This is a genomic window from Belliella buryatensis (genome assembly GCF_900188245.1).
In the GTDB taxonomy this organism is placed as follows: Bacteria; Bacteroidota; Bacteroidia; order Cytophagales; family Cyclobacteriaceae; genus Belliella; species Belliella buryatensis.
Map to the genome: position 1 here is coordinate 1 of NZ_FZOK01000002.1, position 21499 is coordinate 21499.

At 41.3% G+C, this 21499-nt stretch carries 18 protein-coding genes and 1 tRNA gene; 12 read left to right on the forward strand and 7 right to left on the reverse strand.

All coding sequences use genetic code 11. The features are described 5' to 3' along the window. Nucleotides 1-476: 476 nt before the first annotated feature. The 3 genes from era (at nt 477) to CHB66_RS01965 (ending at nt 2974) form a co-directional block, all read left to right on the forward strand. On the forward strand, nt 477-1367 hold the full coding sequence (gene era / locus CHB66_RS01955) for a GTPase Era (protein WP_089237464.1): 891 nt from the start codon (nt 477-479) through the stop codon (nt 1365-1367). Between the two features lie 11 nt (nt 1368-1378). Further along, nucleotides 1379-2692, forward strand: coding sequence for a ribosome biogenesis GTPase Der (gene der / locus CHB66_RS01960; protein ID WP_089237466.1), 1314 nt, complete (start codon nt 1379-1381; stop codon nt 2690-2692). Nucleotides 2693-2776: 84 nt separating this feature from the next. Continuing rightward, nucleotides 2777-2974, forward strand: coding sequence for a hypothetical protein (locus CHB66_RS01965; protein ID WP_076497502.1), 198 nt, complete (start codon nt 2777-2779; stop codon nt 2972-2974). Nucleotides 2975-3385: 411 nt separating this feature from the next. Here the strand turns inward: CHB66_RS01965 and gcvP are convergent, their stop codons facing one another. Further along, nucleotides 3386-6280 carry an aminomethyl-transferring glycine dehydrogenase gene (gcvP, locus tag CHB66_RS01970; RefSeq protein ID WP_089237468.1) on the reverse strand — a complete coding sequence of 965 codons (2895 nt, stop codon included), beginning with the start codon at nt 6278-6280 and terminating at the stop codon, nt 3386-3388. A 203-nt stretch (nt 6281-6483) separates the two neighbouring features. Here gcvP and CHB66_RS01975 point away from each other — a divergent pair, with 203 nt between their 5' ends. From CHB66_RS01975 to trxA, 3 genes are all read left to right on the forward strand, one after another. Beyond that, on the forward strand, nt 6484-7980 hold the full coding sequence (locus tag CHB66_RS01975) for a M28 family peptidase (RefSeq protein ID WP_089237470.1): 1497 nt from the start codon (nt 6484-6486) through the stop codon (nt 7978-7980). A 225-nt stretch (nt 7981-8205) separates the two neighbouring features. Continuing rightward, a complete protein-coding gene (locus CHB66_RS01980; protein WP_089237472.1) occupies nt 8206-8793 on the forward strand; it encodes a hypothetical protein in 588 nt (195 codons plus the stop codon). 52 nt (nt 8794-8845) lie between these two features. Beyond that, nucleotides 8846-9154 carry a thioredoxin gene (gene trxA, locus CHB66_RS01985; protein WP_089237474.1) on the forward strand — a complete coding sequence of 103 codons (309 nt, stop codon included), beginning with the start codon at nt 8846-8848 and terminating at the stop codon, nt 9152-9154. Between the two features lie 200 nt (nt 9155-9354). Here the strand turns inward: trxA and CHB66_RS01990 are convergent, their stop codons facing one another. The 5 genes from CHB66_RS01990 to CHB66_RS02010 all read right to left on the reverse strand — a co-directional run bounded on the left by CHB66_RS01990 (nt 9355) and on the right by CHB66_RS02010 (nt 14846). Continuing rightward, nucleotides 9355-11103, reverse strand: a complete 1749-nt coding sequence (locus CHB66_RS01990; RefSeq protein ID WP_089237476.1) for a M14 family metallopeptidase — start codon at nt 11101-11103, stop codon at nt 9355-9357. 105 nt (nt 11104-11208) lie between these two features. Then, on the reverse strand, nt 11209-12825 hold the full coding sequence (locus CHB66_RS01995; RefSeq protein ID WP_089237478.1) for a M14 family metallopeptidase: 1617 nt from the start codon (nt 12823-12825) through the stop codon (nt 11209-11211). A gap of 469 nt (nt 12826-13294) precedes the next feature. Next, nucleotides 13295-13861, reverse strand: coding sequence for an anthranilate synthase component II (locus CHB66_RS02000; protein ID WP_089237480.1), 567 nt, complete (start codon nt 13859-13861; stop codon nt 13295-13297). Then, a complete protein-coding gene (locus CHB66_RS02005) occupies nt 13845-14390 on the reverse strand; it encodes a CvpA family protein (protein WP_089237482.1) in 546 nt (181 codons plus the stop codon). The genes CHB66_RS02000 and CHB66_RS02005 overlap by 17 nt, the downstream gene beginning before the upstream one ends. Before the next feature lie 6 nt (nt 14391-14396). Beyond that, nucleotides 14397-14846, reverse strand: coding sequence for a GatB/YqeY domain-containing protein (locus CHB66_RS02010; RefSeq protein WP_076497479.1), 450 nt, complete (start codon nt 14844-14846; stop codon nt 14397-14399). Between the two features lie 61 nt (nt 14847-14907). On the opposite strand from CHB66_RS02010, the gene CHB66_RS02015 reads away from it, so the two are divergent. The 6 genes from CHB66_RS02015 (at nt 14908) to CHB66_RS02040 (ending at nt 20778) form a co-directional block, all read left to right on the forward strand. Then, a complete protein-coding gene (locus tag CHB66_RS02015; protein ID WP_089237484.1) occupies nt 14908-15624 on the forward strand; it encodes a pyridoxine 5'-phosphate synthase in 717 nt (238 codons plus the stop codon). Between the two features lie 402 nt (nt 15625-16026). Continuing rightward, nucleotides 16027-16788, forward strand: coding sequence for an alpha/beta fold hydrolase (locus CHB66_RS02020; RefSeq protein WP_089237486.1), 762 nt, complete (start codon nt 16027-16029; stop codon nt 16786-16788). 142 nt (nt 16789-16930) lie between these two features. Next, a tRNA-Pro gene (locus CHB66_RS02025) sits at nt 16931-17004 on the forward strand. A 153-nt stretch (nt 17005-17157) separates the two neighbouring features. Continuing rightward, complete coding sequence (locus CHB66_RS02030) at nt 17158-17436, forward strand: hypothetical protein (protein WP_089237488.1); 279 nt, start codon at nt 17158-17160, stop codon at nt 17434-17436. Next, nucleotides 17436-18248, forward strand: coding sequence for a Cof-type HAD-IIB family hydrolase (locus CHB66_RS02035; RefSeq protein WP_089237490.1), 813 nt, complete (start codon nt 17436-17438; stop codon nt 18246-18248). The genes CHB66_RS02030 and CHB66_RS02035 overlap by 1 nt, the downstream gene beginning before the upstream one ends. Before the next feature lie 103 nt (nt 18249-18351). Continuing rightward, the gene (locus tag CHB66_RS02040; RefSeq protein WP_089237492.1) at nt 18352-20778 is read left to right on the forward strand and encodes a penicillin acylase family protein; all 2427 of its coding nucleotides are present in this window, start codon (nt 18352-18354) and stop codon (nt 20776-20778) included. A 25-nt stretch (nt 20779-20803) separates the two neighbouring features. On the opposite strand, the gene CHB66_RS02045 is transcribed toward CHB66_RS02040, so the two are convergent. Then, nucleotides 20804-21481, reverse strand: a complete 678-nt coding sequence (locus CHB66_RS02045; RefSeq protein WP_089237494.1) for a DUF2461 domain-containing protein — start codon at nt 21479-21481, stop codon at nt 20804-20806. Nucleotides 21482-21499 lie beyond the last annotated feature (18 nt).

Sequence of the window (21499 nt, forward strand, 5' to 3'; positions counted from 1 at the left end):
GGCAAAAGCAAACTGAGGTAATCCTTTTCTTCCAATTCTTTTTTTTAACAAAGAAAATCGATTGAACCCAATTCCCCAACTTTTAGGACTGATCCGTAGTCTGGTGGCTTGTGAATAGGGCAGTTAGACCTTTGAGGTGTTTTTTCTCCTAGAAGGTCTTTTTTTTGCCGCAGAGGACGATAGGGAGCACGGGGGTTGGATATTAGCTCCTAGGGATTGGAGAGATTCTAGATTTTTCGGGGGAGATTGGACATTATGGGGTCAAACCGATTAAAAAGGGGAGGAATGATGCCTAATTTCTATTTTTCTACTTCACAATAGCTTCATCCACCTGATTTAATCCCCTAAGCCTCGTGCAGGTACTTGGCACTTCATGTCACTCTGATCTAGCCATCTTCCCAAACTTTCTTTGGTTTATTCCTGTGTATGTGTGTCTTCACGGAAAATTTCAGCTACCTTTGTGAAAAATTATTGTCATGACCGAACAAACACACAAATCTGGCTTTGTCAATATTATCGGGAAACCTAATGTTGGCAAGTCGACCTTGATGAATGTGCTGATCGGTGAAAGACTTTCGATCATCTCCTCCAAGGCGCAGACCACTCGTCACCGCATCATGGGTATCATCAATGATGACAACTATCAGATTGTCTTTTCTGATACCCCAGGTATGCTGAAGCCGAAGTATGAGCTGCACAAAAACATGATGAGTTTTGTGCACATGTCTCTGGAGGATGCAGATGTGATCCTTTTCGTAACCGATCTATTCGAAACAGACGAAGAAATAGAAGACGTAATTGAAAAGATCAACCAATCGGGTGTACCCGTGCTACTTGTCATCAACAAGATTGACCTCAGTAAAGAAGGTCAATTGGAAGCGGTGACAGCTTATTGGACTCAACGCATCAAGACAGAAACGATCATTCCGATCTCTGCTACCGAAAGCTTCAACACCGAGCGTATTCTTCAGGAAATTTTAGACCGTCTTCCAGTACATCCGCCGTTTTATGATAAAGCGGAACTGACAGACAAGCCGGAGCGATTTTTCGCTTCGGAAATCGTACGCGAAAAGATTTTCATCAACTATAAAAAAGAGATTCCTTATAGCACCGAGGTCGCTATTGAGGATTTTTATGAAGAGGAAAATATCATCCGGGTACGTGCCATTATTTATGTAGAGCGAAATAGTCAAAAAGGCATCATCATAGGTGAAGGAGGGAAAGCCCTAAAGAGAGTTGGTATTCAAGCCAGAGCCGAAATGGAAAATTTCTTTGGCAAGAAAATCTTCCTCGAGACCTATGTCAAAGTAGAAGATGATTGGAGAAAGAACAAAAATAAGTTGAAGAAATTTGGTTACGACCAATAAGAAATAAGAAAATGTCAAATATAGTAGCAATTGTAGGGAGACCTAATGTAGGTAAATCTACATTTTTCAATCGTCTGGTTGAAGAAAGAAAAGCCATCGAAGACAATATGTCTGGAGTGACTCGTGACAGGCATTATGGCCATGCACAATGGGGAGGGAAATACTTTTCTGTCATCGATACAGGTGGCTATGTCACGGGGTCGGATGATGTATTCGAAGCTGAGATCAGAAAGCAAGTTACGCTCGCCTTGGAAGAGGCTAGTGTCGTTCTTTTCGTAGTAGATTGTCATGATGGATTAACTGACTTGGATAAGGAGTTTGCCAATGTACTTCGTACCTCTAAGAAGCCAGTTTATATAGTAGCCAACAAAGCGGACAATCAGTCGCAAGTATTGATGTCTTCGGAGTTTTATGCTTTGGGCTTGGGCGACAATGAAGTTTTTCCTATCGCCGCGATTTCAGGAAGTGGGACAGGGGAGCTGTTGGATGCCGTGATTTCCAATTTTCCAGATGAGGGAATCGAAGATCCAGATGCAGGAATCCCTAAGATTTCTATCCTAGGTAGACCCAATGTAGGGAAGTCTTCCTTCTTGAATGCACTCTTGGGAAAAGAGCGGTCTATCGTGACTGACGAAGCAGGGACTACGCGTGATGCAATCCATACCAGGTACAAGTTATATGGTCAGGATTTTATTATCACCGATACTGCGGGGATTAGGAAGAAGGCCAAGGTCAAAGAAGATATTGAGTTTTACTCTGTGATGCGTTCACTGCGGACCCTTGAAGAATCTGATGTTATTATTGTGATGGTAGATGCATCGAGAGGCTTTGAGGCTCAGGATATGAATTTGATTTCCTTGGGCATCAAAAACAATAAGGGCATCATGATCATGGTGAATAAGTGGGATTTGATCGAAAAAGATCACAAGACCATGGAGAAGTTTAAGAAGGATATTATGGAAAAGCTCGGTGAGAACCGTTGGATTCCGATGATCTTTACTTCTGTGATGAACAAGCAGCGAATTTTCCAAGCGATAGAATTAGCGGTGAAAGTTTACGAGAATAAAAATAGAAAAGTAGCCACTTCTAAGATCAATGATGTAATGCTTGCGGAGATCGAGAAGTATCCGCCACCAGCATGGAAAGGAAAGTACATCAAGATCAAGTATGTCACTCAGCTTCCTACCAAGAATCCGGTGTTTGCGTTCTTCTGTAATCTTCCTCAGTATATCAAAAACCCATACACTAGATACCTTGAAAATAGGTTGAGGGAAAACTTTGAATTTGAGGGTGTTCCGATTAAAATTGTGTACAAGAAGAAGTGAAAAATAAATTTTGTGCAAGTGCTTGACAATTACATAAACGGTTGTACATTTGCGTGCTTAATTTAAGAAACAAACAAAAAAACAATGAAAAAGGTATTTGCATTATTCGCTGTAGCTGGTATGCTATTCACTGCATCTTGCGGTAACAAAGAAGTTTCTGAAGAAACTGAAATCGAAGTAATCATCGAAGAAACTGAAGAAGCTACTGAAGAGGCGATCGAAGGTGCTGAAGAAGCAGTAGAAGAAATCGTTGAAGAAGTTGAAGAGACTGTAGAAGGTTAATCAACCCATTCTTCCAAAAAATAAAGGCCTCTGAGAAATCAGGGGCTTTTTTTTGCACACACAATATCAATGATTAATACTTTATTATGAGTATCCTCAATGTTGCACATTATGAAAGAAGAGGCTTTACATTTTGCTGATACTCGTCAACAGCAGAAAGTCAACCGAACATGAAATCGTACATTCTCCTATGGATTGTTTGGCTTCGTGCAAGAAAGCGGATATACATGAAAATAAATTCCCCTTGAAAAATAGGTTTCACATGTGACTCAAGATTTAAACACTCGAGCTTGCCTTCCATAGAGGATGGGTCAAAAAAAGACCTCAAGGGTTGTAGCAGGTAGTCCAATTCTACCAAACCCCACTAAAAACAAAAAATCCCCTGTCACTTTTGACAGGGGATTTTTTGTTTTACTCTGCTACTTCTGAAGCATATTCCTCAACAGGGATACAGCTACAGATCAAGTTTCTGTCTCCATAAGCAGAATCAATTCTTCTTACAGTTGGCCAGAACTTGTTACCTTTCACATAAGGTAGTGGGTATACAGCTTTGGTTCTGCTATATGGGAATTCCCAAGTGTCAGCCAAAGCCAGTCCTGCTGTGTGAGGGGCATTTTTCAGCACGTTATTTTCTTTGTCTGCTTCACCATCATAGATTTCTTGAATCTCAGCTCTGATCGCGATCATGGCGTCACAGAATCTATCCAATTCAGATACAGTTTCTGATTCTGTAGGTTCTACCATCAGTGTTCCCGCTACTGGGAAGGATACAGTCGGTGCGTGGAATCCATAATCCATCAAACGCTTCGCAATATCTTCAACTTCAACACCTACTTCTTTGAAAGCCCTACAATCCAAGATCATTTCATGTGCAGCTCTTCCACCTTTTCCTGTGTAGAGAATAGGGTAGTGAGACTCTAATCTATATTTGATATAGTTGGCATTGAGAATAGCTAGTCTTGTTGCATTTGTCAGGCCATCTCCACCCATCATAGCGATATATGCATAAGAAATTGGCAAAATACTCGCACTTCCAAATGGTGCGGCAGAAATTGCGTGGATTGCTTGCGTGCCACCAGTTTTTACGACAGGATTGCTTGGTAGGAATGGAACAAGCTGCTTGGCTACAGAGATAGGTCCCATGCCAGGTCCACCACCGCCATGAGGAATACAGAAGGTCTTGTGTAAGTTCAAATGACATACATCAGCGCCGATCAGACCAGGACTGGTCAGACCTACTTGTGCATTCATATTGGCGCCATCCATGTATACCTGACCTCCATTGTCATGGATGATCTGACAAATTTCTCGGATAGCTTCTTCAAACACACCATGAGTAGAAGGGTAAGTCACCATCAAACAAGCCAAGTTACTGCTGTGTGCTTCTGCCTTTTCTTTTAAGTCAGTGACATCTATATTTCCTTTTTCATCACATTTGACAAGGACTACTTTCATTCCCGCCATTACAGCAGATGCCGGGTTGGTTCCATGTGCAGATGTAGGGATTAGGGCGATATTTCTGTGATGATCTCCTCTACTTTGGTGATAAGCTCTGATGACCATCAAGCCAGCATATTCACCTTGTGCACCAGAATTAGGTTGCAAAGAAGTATCAGCAAAACCGGTGATTTCTGTCAGCCAGTTTCTCAAGTTTTGGAACATTTCATAATAACCCGCTGCTTGATCTTGTGGGCAGAATGGGTGAAGTTGACCAAATTCTGGCCAAGTCACAGGGATCATTTCCGCGGTAGCATTGAGCTTCATGGTACAAGAACCCAAGGAGATCATGGAATGAACCAAGGATAGATCCTTGTTTTCCAATCTTTTGATATACCTCAACATTTCGTGCTCAGCATGGAACTGATTGAACACTGGATGTGTCAGGAAATCTGAAGTTCTAGCCAAGCCTTGAGGCAGGTTGATATCCAAGTCAGCGGTCAATGCATTCCAGTCTAAATCTACCTTCTGATTGGTAGACATGGCGAAAATCTCTACTACAGCAATAGCATCTTCCAATGTTTTGGCTTCGTCAAATGATAAGAAGATAGCTCCTGGTTCGTACCTGAAGTTCATCTCTGCCGAGAGGGCAAAAGCTTGAATTTTGGATTGCTCTACATCGTTTACTTTGATCTTGATGGTGTCAAAGTAGGATTTATTTTCTTGCTCAAAACCGAGTTTTGCCAATGCTTTTGCAGTCAATTGTGCTAATCCATGGGTTCTTGAAGCGATTTCTTTTAGTCCTTTTGGTCCGTGATAGACAGCATAGAATCCAGCCATAACAGCTAGGAGTACTTGAGCAGTACAGATGTTTGAAGTTGCCTTCTCTCTTTTGATATGTTGTTCACGGGTTTGGAGGGCCATTCTGTAGGCTTTGTTGCCATCACGGTCTACGGAGACACCGATGATTCTACCAGGGACTTGTCTTTTGAAAGCTTCTTTGGTAGCGAAAAATGCAGCGTGAGGTCCACCAAAACCCATTGGTACGCCGAATCTTTGGCTGGTACCTACAACTACGTCTGCGCCCATTTCACCCGGAGGTGTCAAAAGCGTCAAGGCCAATAAGTCGGTTGCAAAAGCCGTCATTACATGATTTTCTTTCGCAGCAGCAACCAAGGCAGCATGGTCGATGGCTTCACCATCAATATTTGGGTACTGAATCAAAACACCAAACAGGTCAGAATCAGTCAAATCCAATTCGGACAATGGAGCGATATGCAATTCGATCCCGATCGGCGTGGATCTGGTGATTAACAAGTCTTTGGTTTGAGGAAATATTTTTTCGTCTACAAAGAATTTGTTAGCGTTTTTCTTTTCTCTTGGCTTGGATGCATGGAGCATGGTCATGGCTTCAGCAGCTGCGGTTGCTTCATCGAGAAGCGAAGCGTTTGCCATTTCCATCCCAGTCAATTCCATGACGGTAGTCTGGTAATTGATCAAAGCTTCCAATCTACCTTGTGCGATTTCGGCTTGGTATGGGGTGTAAGCAGTGTACCATCCTGGGTTCTCGAGGACATTTCTCAAGATTACTCCAGGGACAATGGTGTCATAATATCCCAAACCGATAAATGATTTGAAGATTTTATTCTTAGATGCCAAAGCCTTGAATTCCTTTAAGAAGGCTGCCTCAGATTTTGCCGCCGGCAGATCTAAGGGTCTGTTCATTTGGATAGACTTTGGGATGGTCTGGTCGATCAATTCTTCCATTGATGACGCACCGATTTTTTCCAGCATCATGGAAATATCCTCAGGGGAAGGTCCATTATGCCTGTTTTCAAACTTTGTAGTAGGGGAAAGATTAATCTTCATAATCAATATTGTAAAGGGAAATTATTCGGGTTATATCCTCATTGATTTTGGGTAGTGCAAAGGTATAAATTATTGATTCAATACAAGTTTCTACACCTAAGATTTCTACCTGCATAACCCTTCAAATTGATAAACGGTTTTAATCTGACAAGAATAATTTTTAAGTTTGATTTCTAATATTGTCAAACCATTAGAATATACTTATGAAGAGAAATTATTGGATAGCTGGACTGCTATCTTTGTGTCTGACTGCTCAAGTCAGCGCACAAGACGCCACAGCCTTGAAATATGCAGAAAAAATCACTGCGGCGGGCTTGGAAGAGAAGTTGACTTATCTCGCTTCTGATGAAATGGAAGGAAGAGATACAGGTGAAAAAGGCCAAAAAATGGCTGCAGAGTATCTTGCAAATCATTACAAAAGCCTAGGATTAGCTGGCCCAGTGAATGGGGACTACCTTCAAAAATTCAATTTGGCTTCAGTTTCTTTTTCTGATGTAAACCTCACTGTAGGCAAGCAAAAGTTGGTGAACAATGAAGACTTTGTGTTCATCGGAGACGGTGATATGAAGAAGGCCGAAAAGGCTGATCTGGTATTCTTAGGTCTAGCATCCGAAGAAAACCTAGCTAAAGTAGATGTCAAAGGAAAGTTAGTGGGGCTTTGGGCCATTGGTGAGAGAGCACAAACTGTCGTGAGAGATGTGATGGATGCAGGTGCTGCTGGTATCGTGATCGTGACCATGGAAGGTCAAGCCAATTTTGACAGATTGGCAAACAGGTATAAATCCCTGAGTGGAAGAGGTAGACTAGGTTTCGAGCAGCCATCTAAGCAGGAGCCGATCTTCTTGGTGAGTTCTGATAAAATGTCCTCTCTTTTTGCTACCCCAGTGGAGATTTTGAAAGAAGCTGCCAAAAACAACCCACAATCAATCAAGTCCCAGAAAGCTTCTTATTTGATTAAGAAAGCTACCAAATTGGTTCCTACTGAAAATGTGATGGGCTACTTAGAGGGTACAGACAAGAAAGATGAAGTTTTGGTGATTTCATCTCACTATGACCATACGGGTATCGATAGCCAAGGAAGAATCAATAATGGTGCAGATGATGATGGTTCTGGAACTGTCTCTGTGATGCAGATTGCTGAGGCATTTGCAGCTGCGGCCAAAGATGGCATCAAGCCAAGAAGAAGTATCCTTTTCTTGAATGTAACAGGTGAAGAAAAAGGACTATTGGGTTCTGAATACTATGCTAACAACCCAATCTTTCCTTTGGAAAATACTGTGAACAACATCAATATCGATATGGTGGGTAGAATTGATTATGAATATCAAGATGCTGAAGACCAAGACTATGTATATGTCATCGGTTCTGAGATGCTTTCTTCACAATTGAAAGTGATCAACGAGTATAATAATATTACTTACACTGGTTTGAAGTTGGATTACAGATATGATGCAGAGGATGATCCCAACAGATTCTACTACAGGTCTGATCATTACAACTTTGCTAAAAACAACATTCCTGTAATCTTCTTCTTCAATGGTGTTCATGATGATTACCATCAGCACACAGACACAGTGGACAAGATCGAATTCCCATTGATGACCAAAAGGGCAAAATTGATCTTCCACACTTCTTGGGATCTAGCCAACAGAGAGCAAAGAACCCCTGTAGATGGCACGAATACGAGAACGGATAGATAAGATTTAGAATTCAGATTTTAGATTGATTCCAAAGAGCCTGCTGGACATTATGTTTGGCAGGTTTTTTTGTTTTTGAAATGAGATTTGAGACGCAAGATAAAAGACATAAGATTCTATGGCGAACTTTGCCTCTTAGCTCACCTTTGCGAGAAACCAATAGACGCTCCATTTCCCTTTTCAATGAATATTCCTTAGCTTTAAGAGAACCCTAAACTCTGAGAAGCTATGAAGTATCAACTTACTTTTATCTGTATAATGCTATTTGTCACTTTTGTAAGTGCTCAAGAAATCCCCAGCAAGGCAATCCAAATCAAAACAGCCTTGCTTGCTGCTCCTGATGAGTTGAAAGAAGGGGCAATGATTTACGGTTATGATGAAAGAGGAGATTTTATTGTTTTGAGAAAGGGGAGTAATGATTTGATTTGCTTAGCAGATGATCCCAAGACCCCTGGGTTCAATGCTTCTTGTTATCATAAGGATTTAGATATTTTCATGGAGCGAGGTAGGCAATTGAAAAAGGAAGGGAAAAATGCCAAAGAGATTTTTGATATCAGAGAAGCAGAGGCTAAGAGTGGAAAATTGAAGATGCCAAAGGATGGGGCGACATTGTTTGTTTTGACTGCCGATGAAGCCGATTATGATCCGAAAACAGGTGAAGTCAAGGATTCTTACCTCCGCTATGTGGTCTATATCCCATGGGCAACTTCTGAAAGCACCGGTTTGCCACTTCGCCCTTCTGGTCCAGCCATGCCATGGATTATGGATCCAGGGACTCACCGTGCACATATTATGATCAATCCGCCAAGAAATTAATGAAGGCACTAATTGAATTCTTTTTTGGTTAGAATGCTGGAAATAGAAAATCATGGCAAAGAAGAAGTTTAAAGAGGTTATTCAGAAAAATGAGGAGGCAGTGTTGGTGGATTTTTATGCGGATTGGTGTAGTCCTTGTCAGACCATGAATCCTATCCTTGAGGCAGTAGTGGCTGAGCTAGATGGGAAAGTGAAATTATACAAACTCAATGTAGATAAGAACCCACAGGCAGCACAACAGTTTGGCGTGCGCTCGATTCCGCATTATATACTTTTCAAAAGAGGGAAGATACTTTGGAGAAAAGGAGGCTACATGACCAAGAGGGATTTATTGCAGGCGATGAAGGGATTTGTGGGATGAAGTAGTCCACAGACCAGAGTCAGCAGTCCACAGTTTTCGCTGAAATGGATAAAATTTTTTTAAGTATATATCTGTTAGGTAGTGGTTAGGTGTATGAAAAAACCTCCTCTGAATTTCTTCAGAGGAGGTTTTTTCATTAGGTATTAGTCTATTTAGCTATTGTATTTGATACCTAGTAACTAATAACTAATTCACCAAACTTACTTTTTCCAACTTGTCTTTCCCCCTTTGGCAGAATCTACGGTGATGCTGTAGTTGCCACCACCACTGACGATCCATCTCACTTTCACAGTGCCCATGCCTGGGATATTGGCTACTGAGAGTTTCTCAGGGCTGACTTTTTGCTCAGTCACTCTATTGAAATCTTCATTTTCTACAGTGAATCCAGCTACTACTTTTGCTCCAGAGATTGTCACATAATCAGGTCTTTCGATTTTGTATTTCAGATCTTGGCTAGAGTGTGTAGGGATCAATCGCTCATTGTATATGGTTGCAGTGATTTCTTTCAATCCACCACCAAGGTCTTTTTCATTGACCTCTGTTACACTAAGCTTAGGTGTATGGTAAGCATGAAGAATGGAGAAGGCTGCATTTCTATGTGCATCTTGTTCTAGCAAGAAGCCAGGATGCAATCTTCCGAAATTTTTCTTAAATCCACCGATCTCTACTTTTCCAAATTGCGGATGGTCGTATTCTTTCCAGTCTACGAAGGCATCACCGAAAGTTAAGTACTTATCTACTTTCATTTGTTCGTCTTGATTGCCTCTACCAGCATTTTCATGGAAATACAGGTAAGAAGTCATCAATTCATTGGAGTATGTGAAAATTCCTCTACCTCCATAGAACCAATCCAACTGTCCTCCAAATACAGAGTACAAGTCTTTGTATACTACCAAGTATCTGTATCCTGGCATGAATTCTTCACCTTTTTTTGCAATGGCATCATAAATTCTAACATCAGTTGCATTGTAAGTTCCCAAATCTTCCTCAGCACCAGGACCTCTTAGGATCATGCCGCCATAATTATGGTAAGATTGTGCTGCTGCGATATTTGGATGCTTCATGATGAATTCCATTACGGCTCTATTTTCAGGCACTGTGAAAGGGTACCTCAAGGCGCCACTTTGTACATAATCTGGCTGCCAGTTCCAGCCCCAGTCTCTGTTCGGGTCATAGTAACCGATGCCATCGTCATTGACTCTACCGTCACCATCTCTATCTAGGCCTTCTTGACCGATCATTTCGTATTCGCCTTTCTCATCGATTCCTACTCTGATCAATTTTCTAGGATCCATTGGGTCTTTGATCAAGTTGCCATAAGGAGACTTTCTGATCATTTGTGTGATGCTGCCATCACCATCCAAATCGTCCATTGGGTCTTCGCCAAACTCACCGTCACCGTCATTATCAAATACCATCATCCCTGATCTTGGGGAACTTCCAGTATTTGGCCCGGTCATGAAGTAATCATGGGCGTCAGGATTGATCGTAGGGGCAAAATAGAATGTCTTGTCTTTCAATAATTCTGTAATGAAGTCTAATTCTCCATACATTTCCATCAAGTACCAAGCTGTGTAAAGGGTGAACTCAGTACCTTGGATTTCATTGGAGTGGATGTTTCCATCGATCCACATAGCAGGCTTGTCTTCTGCTTTTCCAGCTTTGAAGTCTGTGACTGTCAGTACCCAGATGTCATTGCCTTCGTAAGATTTTCCGATACTTTCTAGCTTTACCAAATTAGGGTGTTTGGCTACCATGTCACGCATGATTTCCAAAAGTGCTTTGTTGGTATGGTACCTGTTCCAGGAAACCTGAACTTTTGGATTGTGCGGCGTACCGGCAGCACGGAAGTAGCGTCCGTCAGCTACCTGAGCTTCGGAGACTTGAGTCGCTCCTAGGCACATTGCTGCGCCGAGGGCGGTTGTATATATCCAGTTTTTAATTTTCATGTGTTTGTTATTTTTTTCAAAGGTCACATGGAATGCCTTTTCGAATTGGGTTCTATTTGTGAGAACTTACTTGTGTAGGCATTTCATTTAGCAGAATTTCTATGATTAGAGTTTTACATTCAAGGTTGCAAATCCGGCATGTGCTGCACCTGCCTTGATGTCTACACTACCGCTACCTCTAACTACCCAGCTGAGGGTTGTTTTCTCAAAAGCACCTACGCTTCTGATCAGTTGGATTTTTTCACCTGCTACAAGGTCTTTCTGATCCTTGGAGATATCGACTCTGATTTTTCTCAACCATCTAGAGCGCTCTCCTAGTTGTGAATGCGTTGGTAGGGGTGAGTTATTGAAAAGATCAGCGGTAATTCTTGTTAAGCCATTGCTCAATTTTTCAGTTTTGACATTGTGAAACTCCAGCTTAGGCTGCATGTCTGCTAGCTTGAGTATAAAGTTCGTGTGCTCTTCTGCAATTTCAGCTACTTTGCTGAAAGGAGGGTTGTACATTACAAAAGGTTTGATACCTCCTACTTCGACTTTTTGTCCTGGAAGGTCTGGGTGATCGATGGCTGTCCAAGGGACAAAGACATCATTCATGCCTTCTTGTTCTGCCCAAGCAAGGAAGTTTGCTTCTGGGTTGCCCAATGGCTTACCATCTGCATCTTTTGCTTCAGGCGCCCACCATCCCGGGGTACCGAAGCTTAATCTACCAAAGTGGAAATATGCCCACTGGAAGAAGTCACCATCTGTACCTTGGTTGGTTTGGTTGTATGCTTTTTGAGTGATTGTTTCATTGTAAATTCCAGATACCATGCTATTGATAGCTACATCCTTATCTAGCATGGAAGTTAGGATTCGCTTTCTGGCATCGGCTGGATTGTATTTCAATGGCGCTGAAAGATTGTTTGCAGGACTGAAGGTCACGATGGAAAAAATGTTCCACTGATCAAACAAGTAATCCAACATGGCTCTTGTCTCAACTTGAGAAGCAGCAAAGTCACCTGCCAAAGGCTGGAAGATTGGGAATTTGTAAGTCAATGATTTGTTGAAAGCGATACCTTCAGTCAGGTCTTCACCAAATTGACCATCCTTATCCTTGTCTCTACTTTCTGGGTAGATCATATAGCTTCCTTTTTGTCCTTTGCTACGATCTGCTTTGACCAAGATTCTTGGGTCTTTGTCAAGTGGCATGTAATCACCCATAGGGCTTTCTACACGCATCATGGTAATGACTCCATCTTTGTTGAGGTCTTCATATCCATCTTCGCTCACTTGACCATCTCTGTCATGGTCTACTTTGGCAGCATTACCCCTTCTTTCATACTTCAATGCAGCATGGTATTGCTCGTATGCATCAGGAGACATATTAGGGAAAATGTAAAAAGTAGTGTTGTCAAGCTTTGCGGAATGTTCTTTGACCAGTTTTTCAGCAAACTGCAAGGCTAGCTCAACGCTGAGTACATGAAAACCTTCAACCCCGCCTACTACAGCGATCCCAGGCTTATTGTCCATGTCGCCACGGCCCACTTTGAGTACCCAAATATCTTTTCCACCCTCTGTTTTGGTCAGAGAAGTGAGTTTGGCAGGGCTTCCGCTGCCAGAAAGGGCCTGAAGCCTTTGATTGACCTGACTCAGAGTTGGGTAATCACCCTGCGCCAGCGTGGTTGATGCTTGGGAAAATAAGAGTCCCGCACCAGCAACCAACGACAGATAAATCTTCTTCATAAAGTATAATTTGGTTTAGATTATTTGCCAGATGAAAATGTACTTGGCGCATCTATGTTACAAAAAATAATTAGCATAATTAAACGCTCTGTGGCTTGTGTAAAAAGCGGTATTTTGAAAGGTGTTTTGGGTGGATGAGTGGGAGAGGAGATAGTTTCCCGAGGGATCGGGAGTTGATTGAGAGATTGGGGCTGGAAGGTTGGGAAGGTTGTAAAATTGAAGGTTATTGGGATTGTAAGATTTGAAAATTGGAAGATTAGGAGTAGAAATAGAGGTTGGAAAGTTAAAGGTTTTAAGGTTTTGTTTTGAGTTGGATGTTATGTTTTGGAATATAAAAGACCCTGTATTGGTCAGATTTCTGTAGAATTTAAAAAAGATCAACGCACAGATATTGTTAGGATTTGAAATGAAAACCTTAGGAGGGGTGGGTAAATTTCTTACATTGTTTGAAAGTAAGAAAAGGAACAATTTAAGATTGTAGATTGGTTACCCAATTTTTGATCAGGGCTAGTCCGAATGCCGTCAGGTGGGCTTCAGGGTGGTATTGGATGCCTAAGATCGGGAGATTTTTGTGAGAAATGGCCATGATTTCAGCTTGATCAGTTTCTAGCAAACATTCCAATGAAGTTGGTAATTCCTTCAAAATCAAAGAGTGATAACGGGTCACTTCAAAGGTGTCCGGTAGACCAGTTAATACGAGGTGGTCAGCAACTTTTTTTACCTGATGAACCTTCCCGTGCACTGGGTGTAGCCCTTTTACTAATTGAGCGCCAAAGTATTCGCCTATGGCTTGGTGTCCCAAGCAGACGCCTAGGACGGGGAGTTTGTCATGGTAATAGTCTAAAACTTGCATTAGGTTGCCTGCCTTCTGAGGAGATTCGGGACCAGGGGAGAGGATTATAGCTTCATATTCTTCTATGATGATTTCAGCAAGTGGGACATCATTTCTGACGATTTTCAGATCCTTTCCCGTTTGTCTGATGTAATCCGCCAAGATGTATGCAAAAGAGTCGAAGTTGTCAATCAAGAGCAGCATCCTTGGCCGTGTTTACAAGTTTCTGAATAGATTCTACTGCTTCTTTGACGATGGGGGTATAAGCATCGAGTATGTTGATGGTAAATGGGGCTATGGGCTGTAAGAATGGGTACACCTTGGATTCAGAGATCCATGTTTCTGAAAGTTCAAATTCAAAAGAATTGGCTACCCAAAGCAGTAAACTCAAAATGAAACCAGTTTTGAGAATACCCAAAATGGCGCCAGCCACATTGTCCATAGAGCCAAGCATGGTGAGGTCTATGGTTTTTTTGACCAAATATGCCAAAGACCTGATACTGATGATCACGATCAGGAAGATGATCAAAAATGCCACAAAGGGCAACATAAAAGTAAGGTTTTCTACTTTATTAGCTAGTAGTTCTGCACCCCAATCCATCAACTGGAAAGCCAATAAAATGGCGAGAAAAAAGGCCACTATAGAGATGATTCCGATAAAGAGACCTTGCTTGTACCCGCTATAGGTACCAATAGTCAATATTGCCAGAATGATGATGTCTAGAATGGCCAAATTGAATTATGAAAGTAGAGATTTGACTTTGGCTGAAATGGCTTTGCCATCCGCTTTTCCAGCGAGCGACTTGGTAGCGGCTCCCATGACTTTTCCCATATCTTTAGGGCCTTCAGCACCTACCTCTGCGATGATCGCTTTCAGAGCTGCCTCAAGTTCTTCTTCTGTAAGCTGCTTTGGCAAAAATTCTGAGATGATTTCTAATTCAGCCATTTCAACAGCATAAAGGTCTTCTCTGCCTTGCTGCTGATAAATATCTGCTGAGTCCTTTCGTTGCTTGGCCGCTCTAGTCAAGAGCTTCAATTCTTCATCTTCAGAGATGCTCCCAGCTGCTCCACCTTTGGTTTCTTCTAACATGATCAAGGATTTGATAGATCTCAGTGCACGCAATCTATCCTTGTCTTTAGCCAACATGGCTTTTTTAATTTCACTTTCTACACTTAGCTTTAAACTCATTCCCTTGTTGTTTGTGTTATAGGTGTAAATTTGTCACAAAATTATCTTTTAATCTAGGAAAATGACCAAGTTAAGCGTAAATATTAACAAAATCGCTACCCTGAGAAACGCCAGAGGAGCCAATAACCCTAATGTAGTACAGGTGGCTATGGATGCTGAGCGCTTTGGTGCTGAGGGGATCACGGTGCACCCAAGACCAGATGAAAGGCATATTCGCTATCAAGATGTATTGGACCTGAGTAAGGTAGTCACTACGGAGTTCAATATAGAAGGCTATCCCGATCAGCGATTCATGGATTTGATCAAGACCGTCAAGCCAGCACAAGCTACTTTGGTACCAGATCCACCTAATGCCATTACTTCCAATTCTGGCTGGGATACCATTACCCATCAGGAATTTTTGAAAGATATAGTTGCAGAATTAAAAAGCTATGGCGCTAGAGTTTCTATTTTTATCAACCCCGAGACAAAGTTTTTTGAACCAGCAAAGACTACAGGGACAGACCGTGTGGAACTCTACACAGAACCATACGCTGTACAATTTCATCAGGATAGGCAGGCTGCAATTAAACCTTATGTGGAGGTGGCAAATTTAGCCAGGGAATTAGGTTTGGGTTTGAATGCAGGTCATGATTTGGATTTACATAACTTGAAATTCCTCAAAGGGAGCATTCCGTTCCTAGATGAAGTATCTATTGGTCATGCATTGATTTGCGATGCACTTTACTATGGTTTGGAGAATACCATTCAGATGTATAGGAGGCAGTTGGAGGTTTAAATGATATTGATGGGTACTTAGATATTAATTGATATTTGGATTTAAGTGAAGGGGGTGGAATAAAGTTGAAATAGGGTAGAAATAAGGTGGAAATATGGTAGAAATAAAGTTGAAATATGGTGGAAATAAAGTGGAAATAGGGGGGAGTTTTAAATGATATTGATGGATACTTAGATATTAATTGATATTTGGATTTAAGTGATGGGGGTGGAATAAAGTTGAAATAGGGTAGAAATAAGGTGGAAATATGGTAGAAATAGGGTTGAAATAAAGTAGAAATATGGTGGAGATAGGGGATTGATGAGGTGGGGATAAAGTGGGAATATGCCTGTGGTGAAATATTTACAAATTAGTAGACTGATTGAGGGAAATTCTTGATGTTGAAATTTATTGGATAAGGAAATGAAACTGAATTTTAGAAAAACTGGCTCAGGAGAGCCATTGATTATATTACACGGGCTTTTTGGATCGGCAGATAATTGGTTTAGCATTGCCAAGGAGTTGGAGAAGGAGTTTACACTGTACTTGGTAGACCAAAGGAATCATGGAGACTCACCTCACAGCGAAGAATGGAATTATAAAGTCATGGCTGAGGACCTTGCAGCATTGATGAAAGATGAAGGGATTGAAACGGCATACCTGATGGGGCATTCGATGGGTGGCAAGACTGTAATGAATTTTGCGTTGCGGTATCCTGAGAAGGTTAAAAAGCTGATCGTAGCAGACATTGCGCCAAGATACTATCCCATTCATCACCAAACCATATTAGAAGGCCTTTCCTCCATCAATCTCCATGAAATCAAATCCCGAAAGGAAGCTGATGACCAATTGGCTCAGTATGTTGCTGAGGCAGGAATCAGGCAGTTTTTGCTCAAAAGTCTGGGCAGAAATAGTGCTGGAGACTTTATCTGGAAGATCAATCTTTCGGTGATTATAGATAAAATCGAAAACGTAGGAGAGGCTCTTGATTATGAAGGCAGTTTCGACAAACCAACACTTTTCATGGGTGGAGCCAATTCAAAATATATTCAAGAAAAAGACAAAAAAGACATTGACAGGTTCTTCCCTAATAATCACCTGATCTACATCAAAAATGCAGGACACTGGCTTCATGCAGAACAGCCTCAAGCGGTGGTTGAGACAGTGAAAGCTTTTCTCAATTAAGATTGGGATTATCTGCGATGATGTCACAAACTAAACGGGAGGGAGGGGTTTAATGTGCATAATTCACTATTGTGATTTTAATGTGATCGAGTTTATTCCTATTTTGAAATAAAGTTTTGATCTATTTATTTCGCAAAATATTCGGGGTGTAGCGCAGCCTGGTAGCGTACTTGCATGGGGTGCAAGGGGTCGCTGGTTCGAATCCAGTCACTCCGACAATTTTCAAAACACTGATGAAATAGCGTCGGTGTTTTTTTGATTTTATGGCTTTTTAAAAATAATGGCTTAAATTAAAAGCGCTGAATTAAGCGATCAAAGCTGTTTTCAATATAGATTAATAAAAAATTTTATACCAAAACCCCACTCACTATGTACATCAATCAAGAGTTTCAACATCCACCTGTCAATACTTCCGACTGGTTTTTGACTGTATTTATTGCCAACATTCCTGTTGTAGGTTTTATCATGCTGATTGTCTGGGCACTGGACAAGAATGGAAACCCGAGCAAAGCCAATTGGGCTAAAGCGAAGTTGATTTGGACGGCAATGGCAGTAGGGTTGGGCTTATTAATCCTCTTTATCGTAGGTTTCGGAGCGATATCAGGGTTTTTTGATAACTTTGATCCGAATGATTTTGATATAGCCTGATGCAGATTAAAGCGATTTGTACTGATATAGATGGTACATTATTGAATGGGGACAGGGTGCTGTCCCCAAGATTACTTCAAGCGATAGCGCGATTACCCAAAGATTTTCCAATTATTCTCGCTTCTTCTCGGATGCCTGATGCCATGCGGCATTTGCAGCAAGATATGGGACGCTTGGGCGAACCATTGATATGCTACAATGGGGGATTTGTGATTCACGACAGCTATCAAGAGGTCTTGGATGATGTGGCGATAGGGCTTGATCATTGTGAAGCCTTGGTGAAAATAGCCAAGGGTACGCAGGTGCATGTGAGTCTTTATCAAGGAGAGGATTGGTACGAGCCTGCTTTTGATTACTGGGCGGAGCGGGAGGCTAGAAATACAAGAGTAGATCCCACCATTCAGCCCGCAGATCAAGTATTGGCCATGTGGAAAGCAAGGAGGAAAGGAGCGCACAAAGTCATGTGTATGGGACCTGCCGAAGAGATAGATTTTTTCTTTCAAAATGCCCAGCAACACCTTGGTGAGGACTTGCACCTCTACCGCTCCAAGGATACCTATATAGAAATCGCTCCCAAGTCTATTTCTAAAGCATCTGCACTGCAACTACTTCTAGAACGAAAATATGATATCGCAATAAGTGAAGTGATGGCTTTTGGGGACAATTATAATGATATAGATATGCTCCAAGCTGTAGGGATGGGAGTTGCCGTAGGCAATGCCCGAGCGGAAGTCAAGGTAATTTCAGATCGAGTGACTTTGAGTAATAAAGAAGATGGGGTGGCGGTGATGATTGAGGAGGTGTTGCTATGAAAATGCTCAACATTTTATCAATTTATATAATTGGTAGTTTTTTGTCAGTAAATATTGAGAAATTGGAGAGAAAGTAAAATTTAATACTAACTCTGGTTTAGCGATGAAAAATCCTTTTTTATTAAGATTAAGCTTACTCTTGTTTTTCTCAAGCCTTTTATTTTTTCAGGATCTCAAATCCCAAGAAATCCCGCTGAACTTACTCCAGGATAAGGTAGAAGTGATCCGGGATGAAAATGGTATCAATCATATTTATGCACAAAATGAACATGATCTGTTTTTCAGTCAAGGATATTTGGCAGCTAAAGACAGGTTGTTTCAATTTGAAATTTGGAGAAGACGGGCTACTGGAACAGCTGCTGAAATTTTTGGAGCTAGAGAATTGGAAAGAGATAAAGGAGCTAGACTGTTTCAGTTTAGAGGAGATAAAAAAAGTGAACTTTCTCACTACCACCCAAGAGGTGAAGCTATAGTAGATGCTTTTGTAGCAGGAATCAACACATATATTCAAGAAGTATTGGACAATCCTGAGTTGCTTCCCATAGAATTTCAGCTTTTGGATATTTTACCAGAGTTCTGGACTTGGGAAGTGGTGATTTCTAGACATCAAGGTTTGCTCCAAAATGTACAGGATGAATTGCGATACAGTAGGGTGGTTAGTTTGATTGGAGAAGAAAAAGCTAAAAACCTTTTTTATTTCCATCCCCAAGAGCCTGATTTGGAAATTCCTGAGTCAATTCCCCACGAGCTACTTTTCAAAGATATTTTGGCTCCATACAATGCTTTTCGGGCAGGTCTGATTTTCCATCCGGAAGACATCAAAAGTAAGAAGAAAGCGGATTTGCTGGCTTTTCAAGAAGGAAAAGTCGCTTATGAGCAAGAAGTAATGGAGACTTTGGATTTTGAAAAATTCTCCATAGGAAGCAATAATTGGATTGTGTCAGGTAAATACACCGAAAGTGGCTTTCCCTACATGGCAAATGATCCACATCGAGTTCATGCGATCCCGTCACTTCGATACATGGTTCATCTTCACGCCCCAGGTTGGAATGTTGTTGGTGGTGGTGAGCCTGTGATTCCGGGAGTTTCAATAGGCCACAATGAATATGGAGCTTGGGGATTGACGATTTTTGAAACAGACAATGAAGATCTTCGTGTCTATGACATCAATCCAGAAAATCATTTGCAATACCACTATAAAGGAGAGTGGAAGATGATGGAAAGTGTTCAGGATACGATTAAAGTTCTTGGTGAAAATGATCATTTGGTGACTCATTATTATACCATTCACGGACCTGTTACTTTCATTGATAAGGAGCTTCATAAAGCCGTGGCTGTAGAATGTGCGTGGCTCAAATCCGGAGGTGCTCCATATTTGGCCTCTTTGCGGATGGATCAATCTAAAAGCTGGGAGGAATTTAGAGATGCTTGTACATACAATCATATTCCAGCGGAAAATATGATCTGGGCAGATCGTGAAGGGAATATTGGATGGCAGGCAACAGGCATTAGTCCCATTAGAAATACACATTCTGGCCTAATCATCAGTTTAGGAGATGGCAGCATGGACTGGGATGGGTTTTTGCCCATTGAAAAAAGACCTAATGTGCTCAACCCAGAGGTAGGATACGTTGCTACTGCAAATGAAAATGTTACTCCCAATGATTATCCACACATGAATACGATTGGTTTTGAATGGGCAGATTCATTTAGAGGTGATAGAGTGAGAGAAGTTTTGGCTGAAGGTAGAAAGTTTACCATGGAAGAAATGGGAGCATTGCAGAATGACTACTTGGCTCTCCCTGCCAGAATTTTGATGTCTTACTTAAAGTCCTTGTTCTTTGAAGAGGAGTCAAGTCAAAAGGCAGCAGAGATGCTTTTGGAATGGGATTTTGTTCTGGATAAAAACTCTATCCCTGCTGGAATCTATGTAATGTGGGAACGGGTTTTGAGAAGAAAATTTAGAGAAGAAACGGTTCCGCAAGCAGTAAGGAAGTATATAGGAAGTATTCAATTTTCTCGAATCCTTGAATGGATTGCGGATCCAAAAATGATTTTCTCAGAAGATGCTGATCAAAATAGAGATCTGATTTTGAAGACTTCTTTTGAACAAGCCTTGGTTGAATTGGAGCAAAAACTTGGTCCAGATCGATCTCAATGGCAATATGGTCAAGCGGCCTATAAGCATGCGTTATTTAGGCATCCTTTAAGTTTAGCTTTGGGAGATAATTGGGATGAAATTCTGAATTCTGGACCAGTTCCGAGAGGTGGATATAGTTTTACTCCAGGAGCAAATGCATATGGCGACAACAATACGGCAGGGGCTTCATTCAGAATTATTGTGAACACCGGTGATTGGGAAAAGACTTTGATGATCAATACTCCAGGTCAATCAGGTGACCCCAAAAGTCCATATTATAAAAATCTTTTTCAGCTTTGGGCTGATGATGGCTATTTCGTCAATCCATTTTCTTATGAAAATGTGAAAGCTATCTCCAAGAAAAAAATAATGTTGGTTCCCGCAAAATAGAAAATTGGCATAAAAAAACACCTTATTAAAGTAACCCCTCTCCACTTTCAGCTTCATCCACCGCTTGATGCAGAAAATCGTGAAAGGGTTTCATCAGTCTGAAAGCATTGAGGGTTTTGGTTTTGAAGTCACCAGAAACAATGTCTTTGTCAGCCACAGGCGTAGATACGATAAAACTCTTGTATCTCAGCAAATCAATATGTGGATGCTCAGCATCGTAATCTCTTGGGCTTGTTTTAAGTTGCTCGCCTTCTAAGCTGGAAAAATGTTTCTTGAAATTGGGTTCATTGAGTATCTTAAGCAGTTCTTCCCCAGAGTAGTCGATTTCTTGACGGATTTTTTTCAAAATATCAGCGGGAGGCATCCATATCCCTCCAGCGATGAAACTGCCACCGGGTTGTATGTGGAGATAATACCCTGGATTATTGGATTTTTTGCCTCCTGTGGAGAAGTATGCTGCTAAATTGGTTTTGTAAGGGGCTTTGTTTGCAGAAAACCGAATGTCTCTATTTTGTCTGAAAACACAATCTTTGGCCTTAAATCCGGTAAGAGCTGGTTCCCAAGAACTAACTCCTTCCAGTAACTCAGCTACATCCTCCAAAAACACAGCCCTCACTTCTTGATACCAATCCCTATTGGCATCCATCCATTCTTTGGAGTTGTTTTCTGCGAGTGCTTTTAAAAATGATAGGTAGTCAGGCATGAATTATTGAATTTAGAG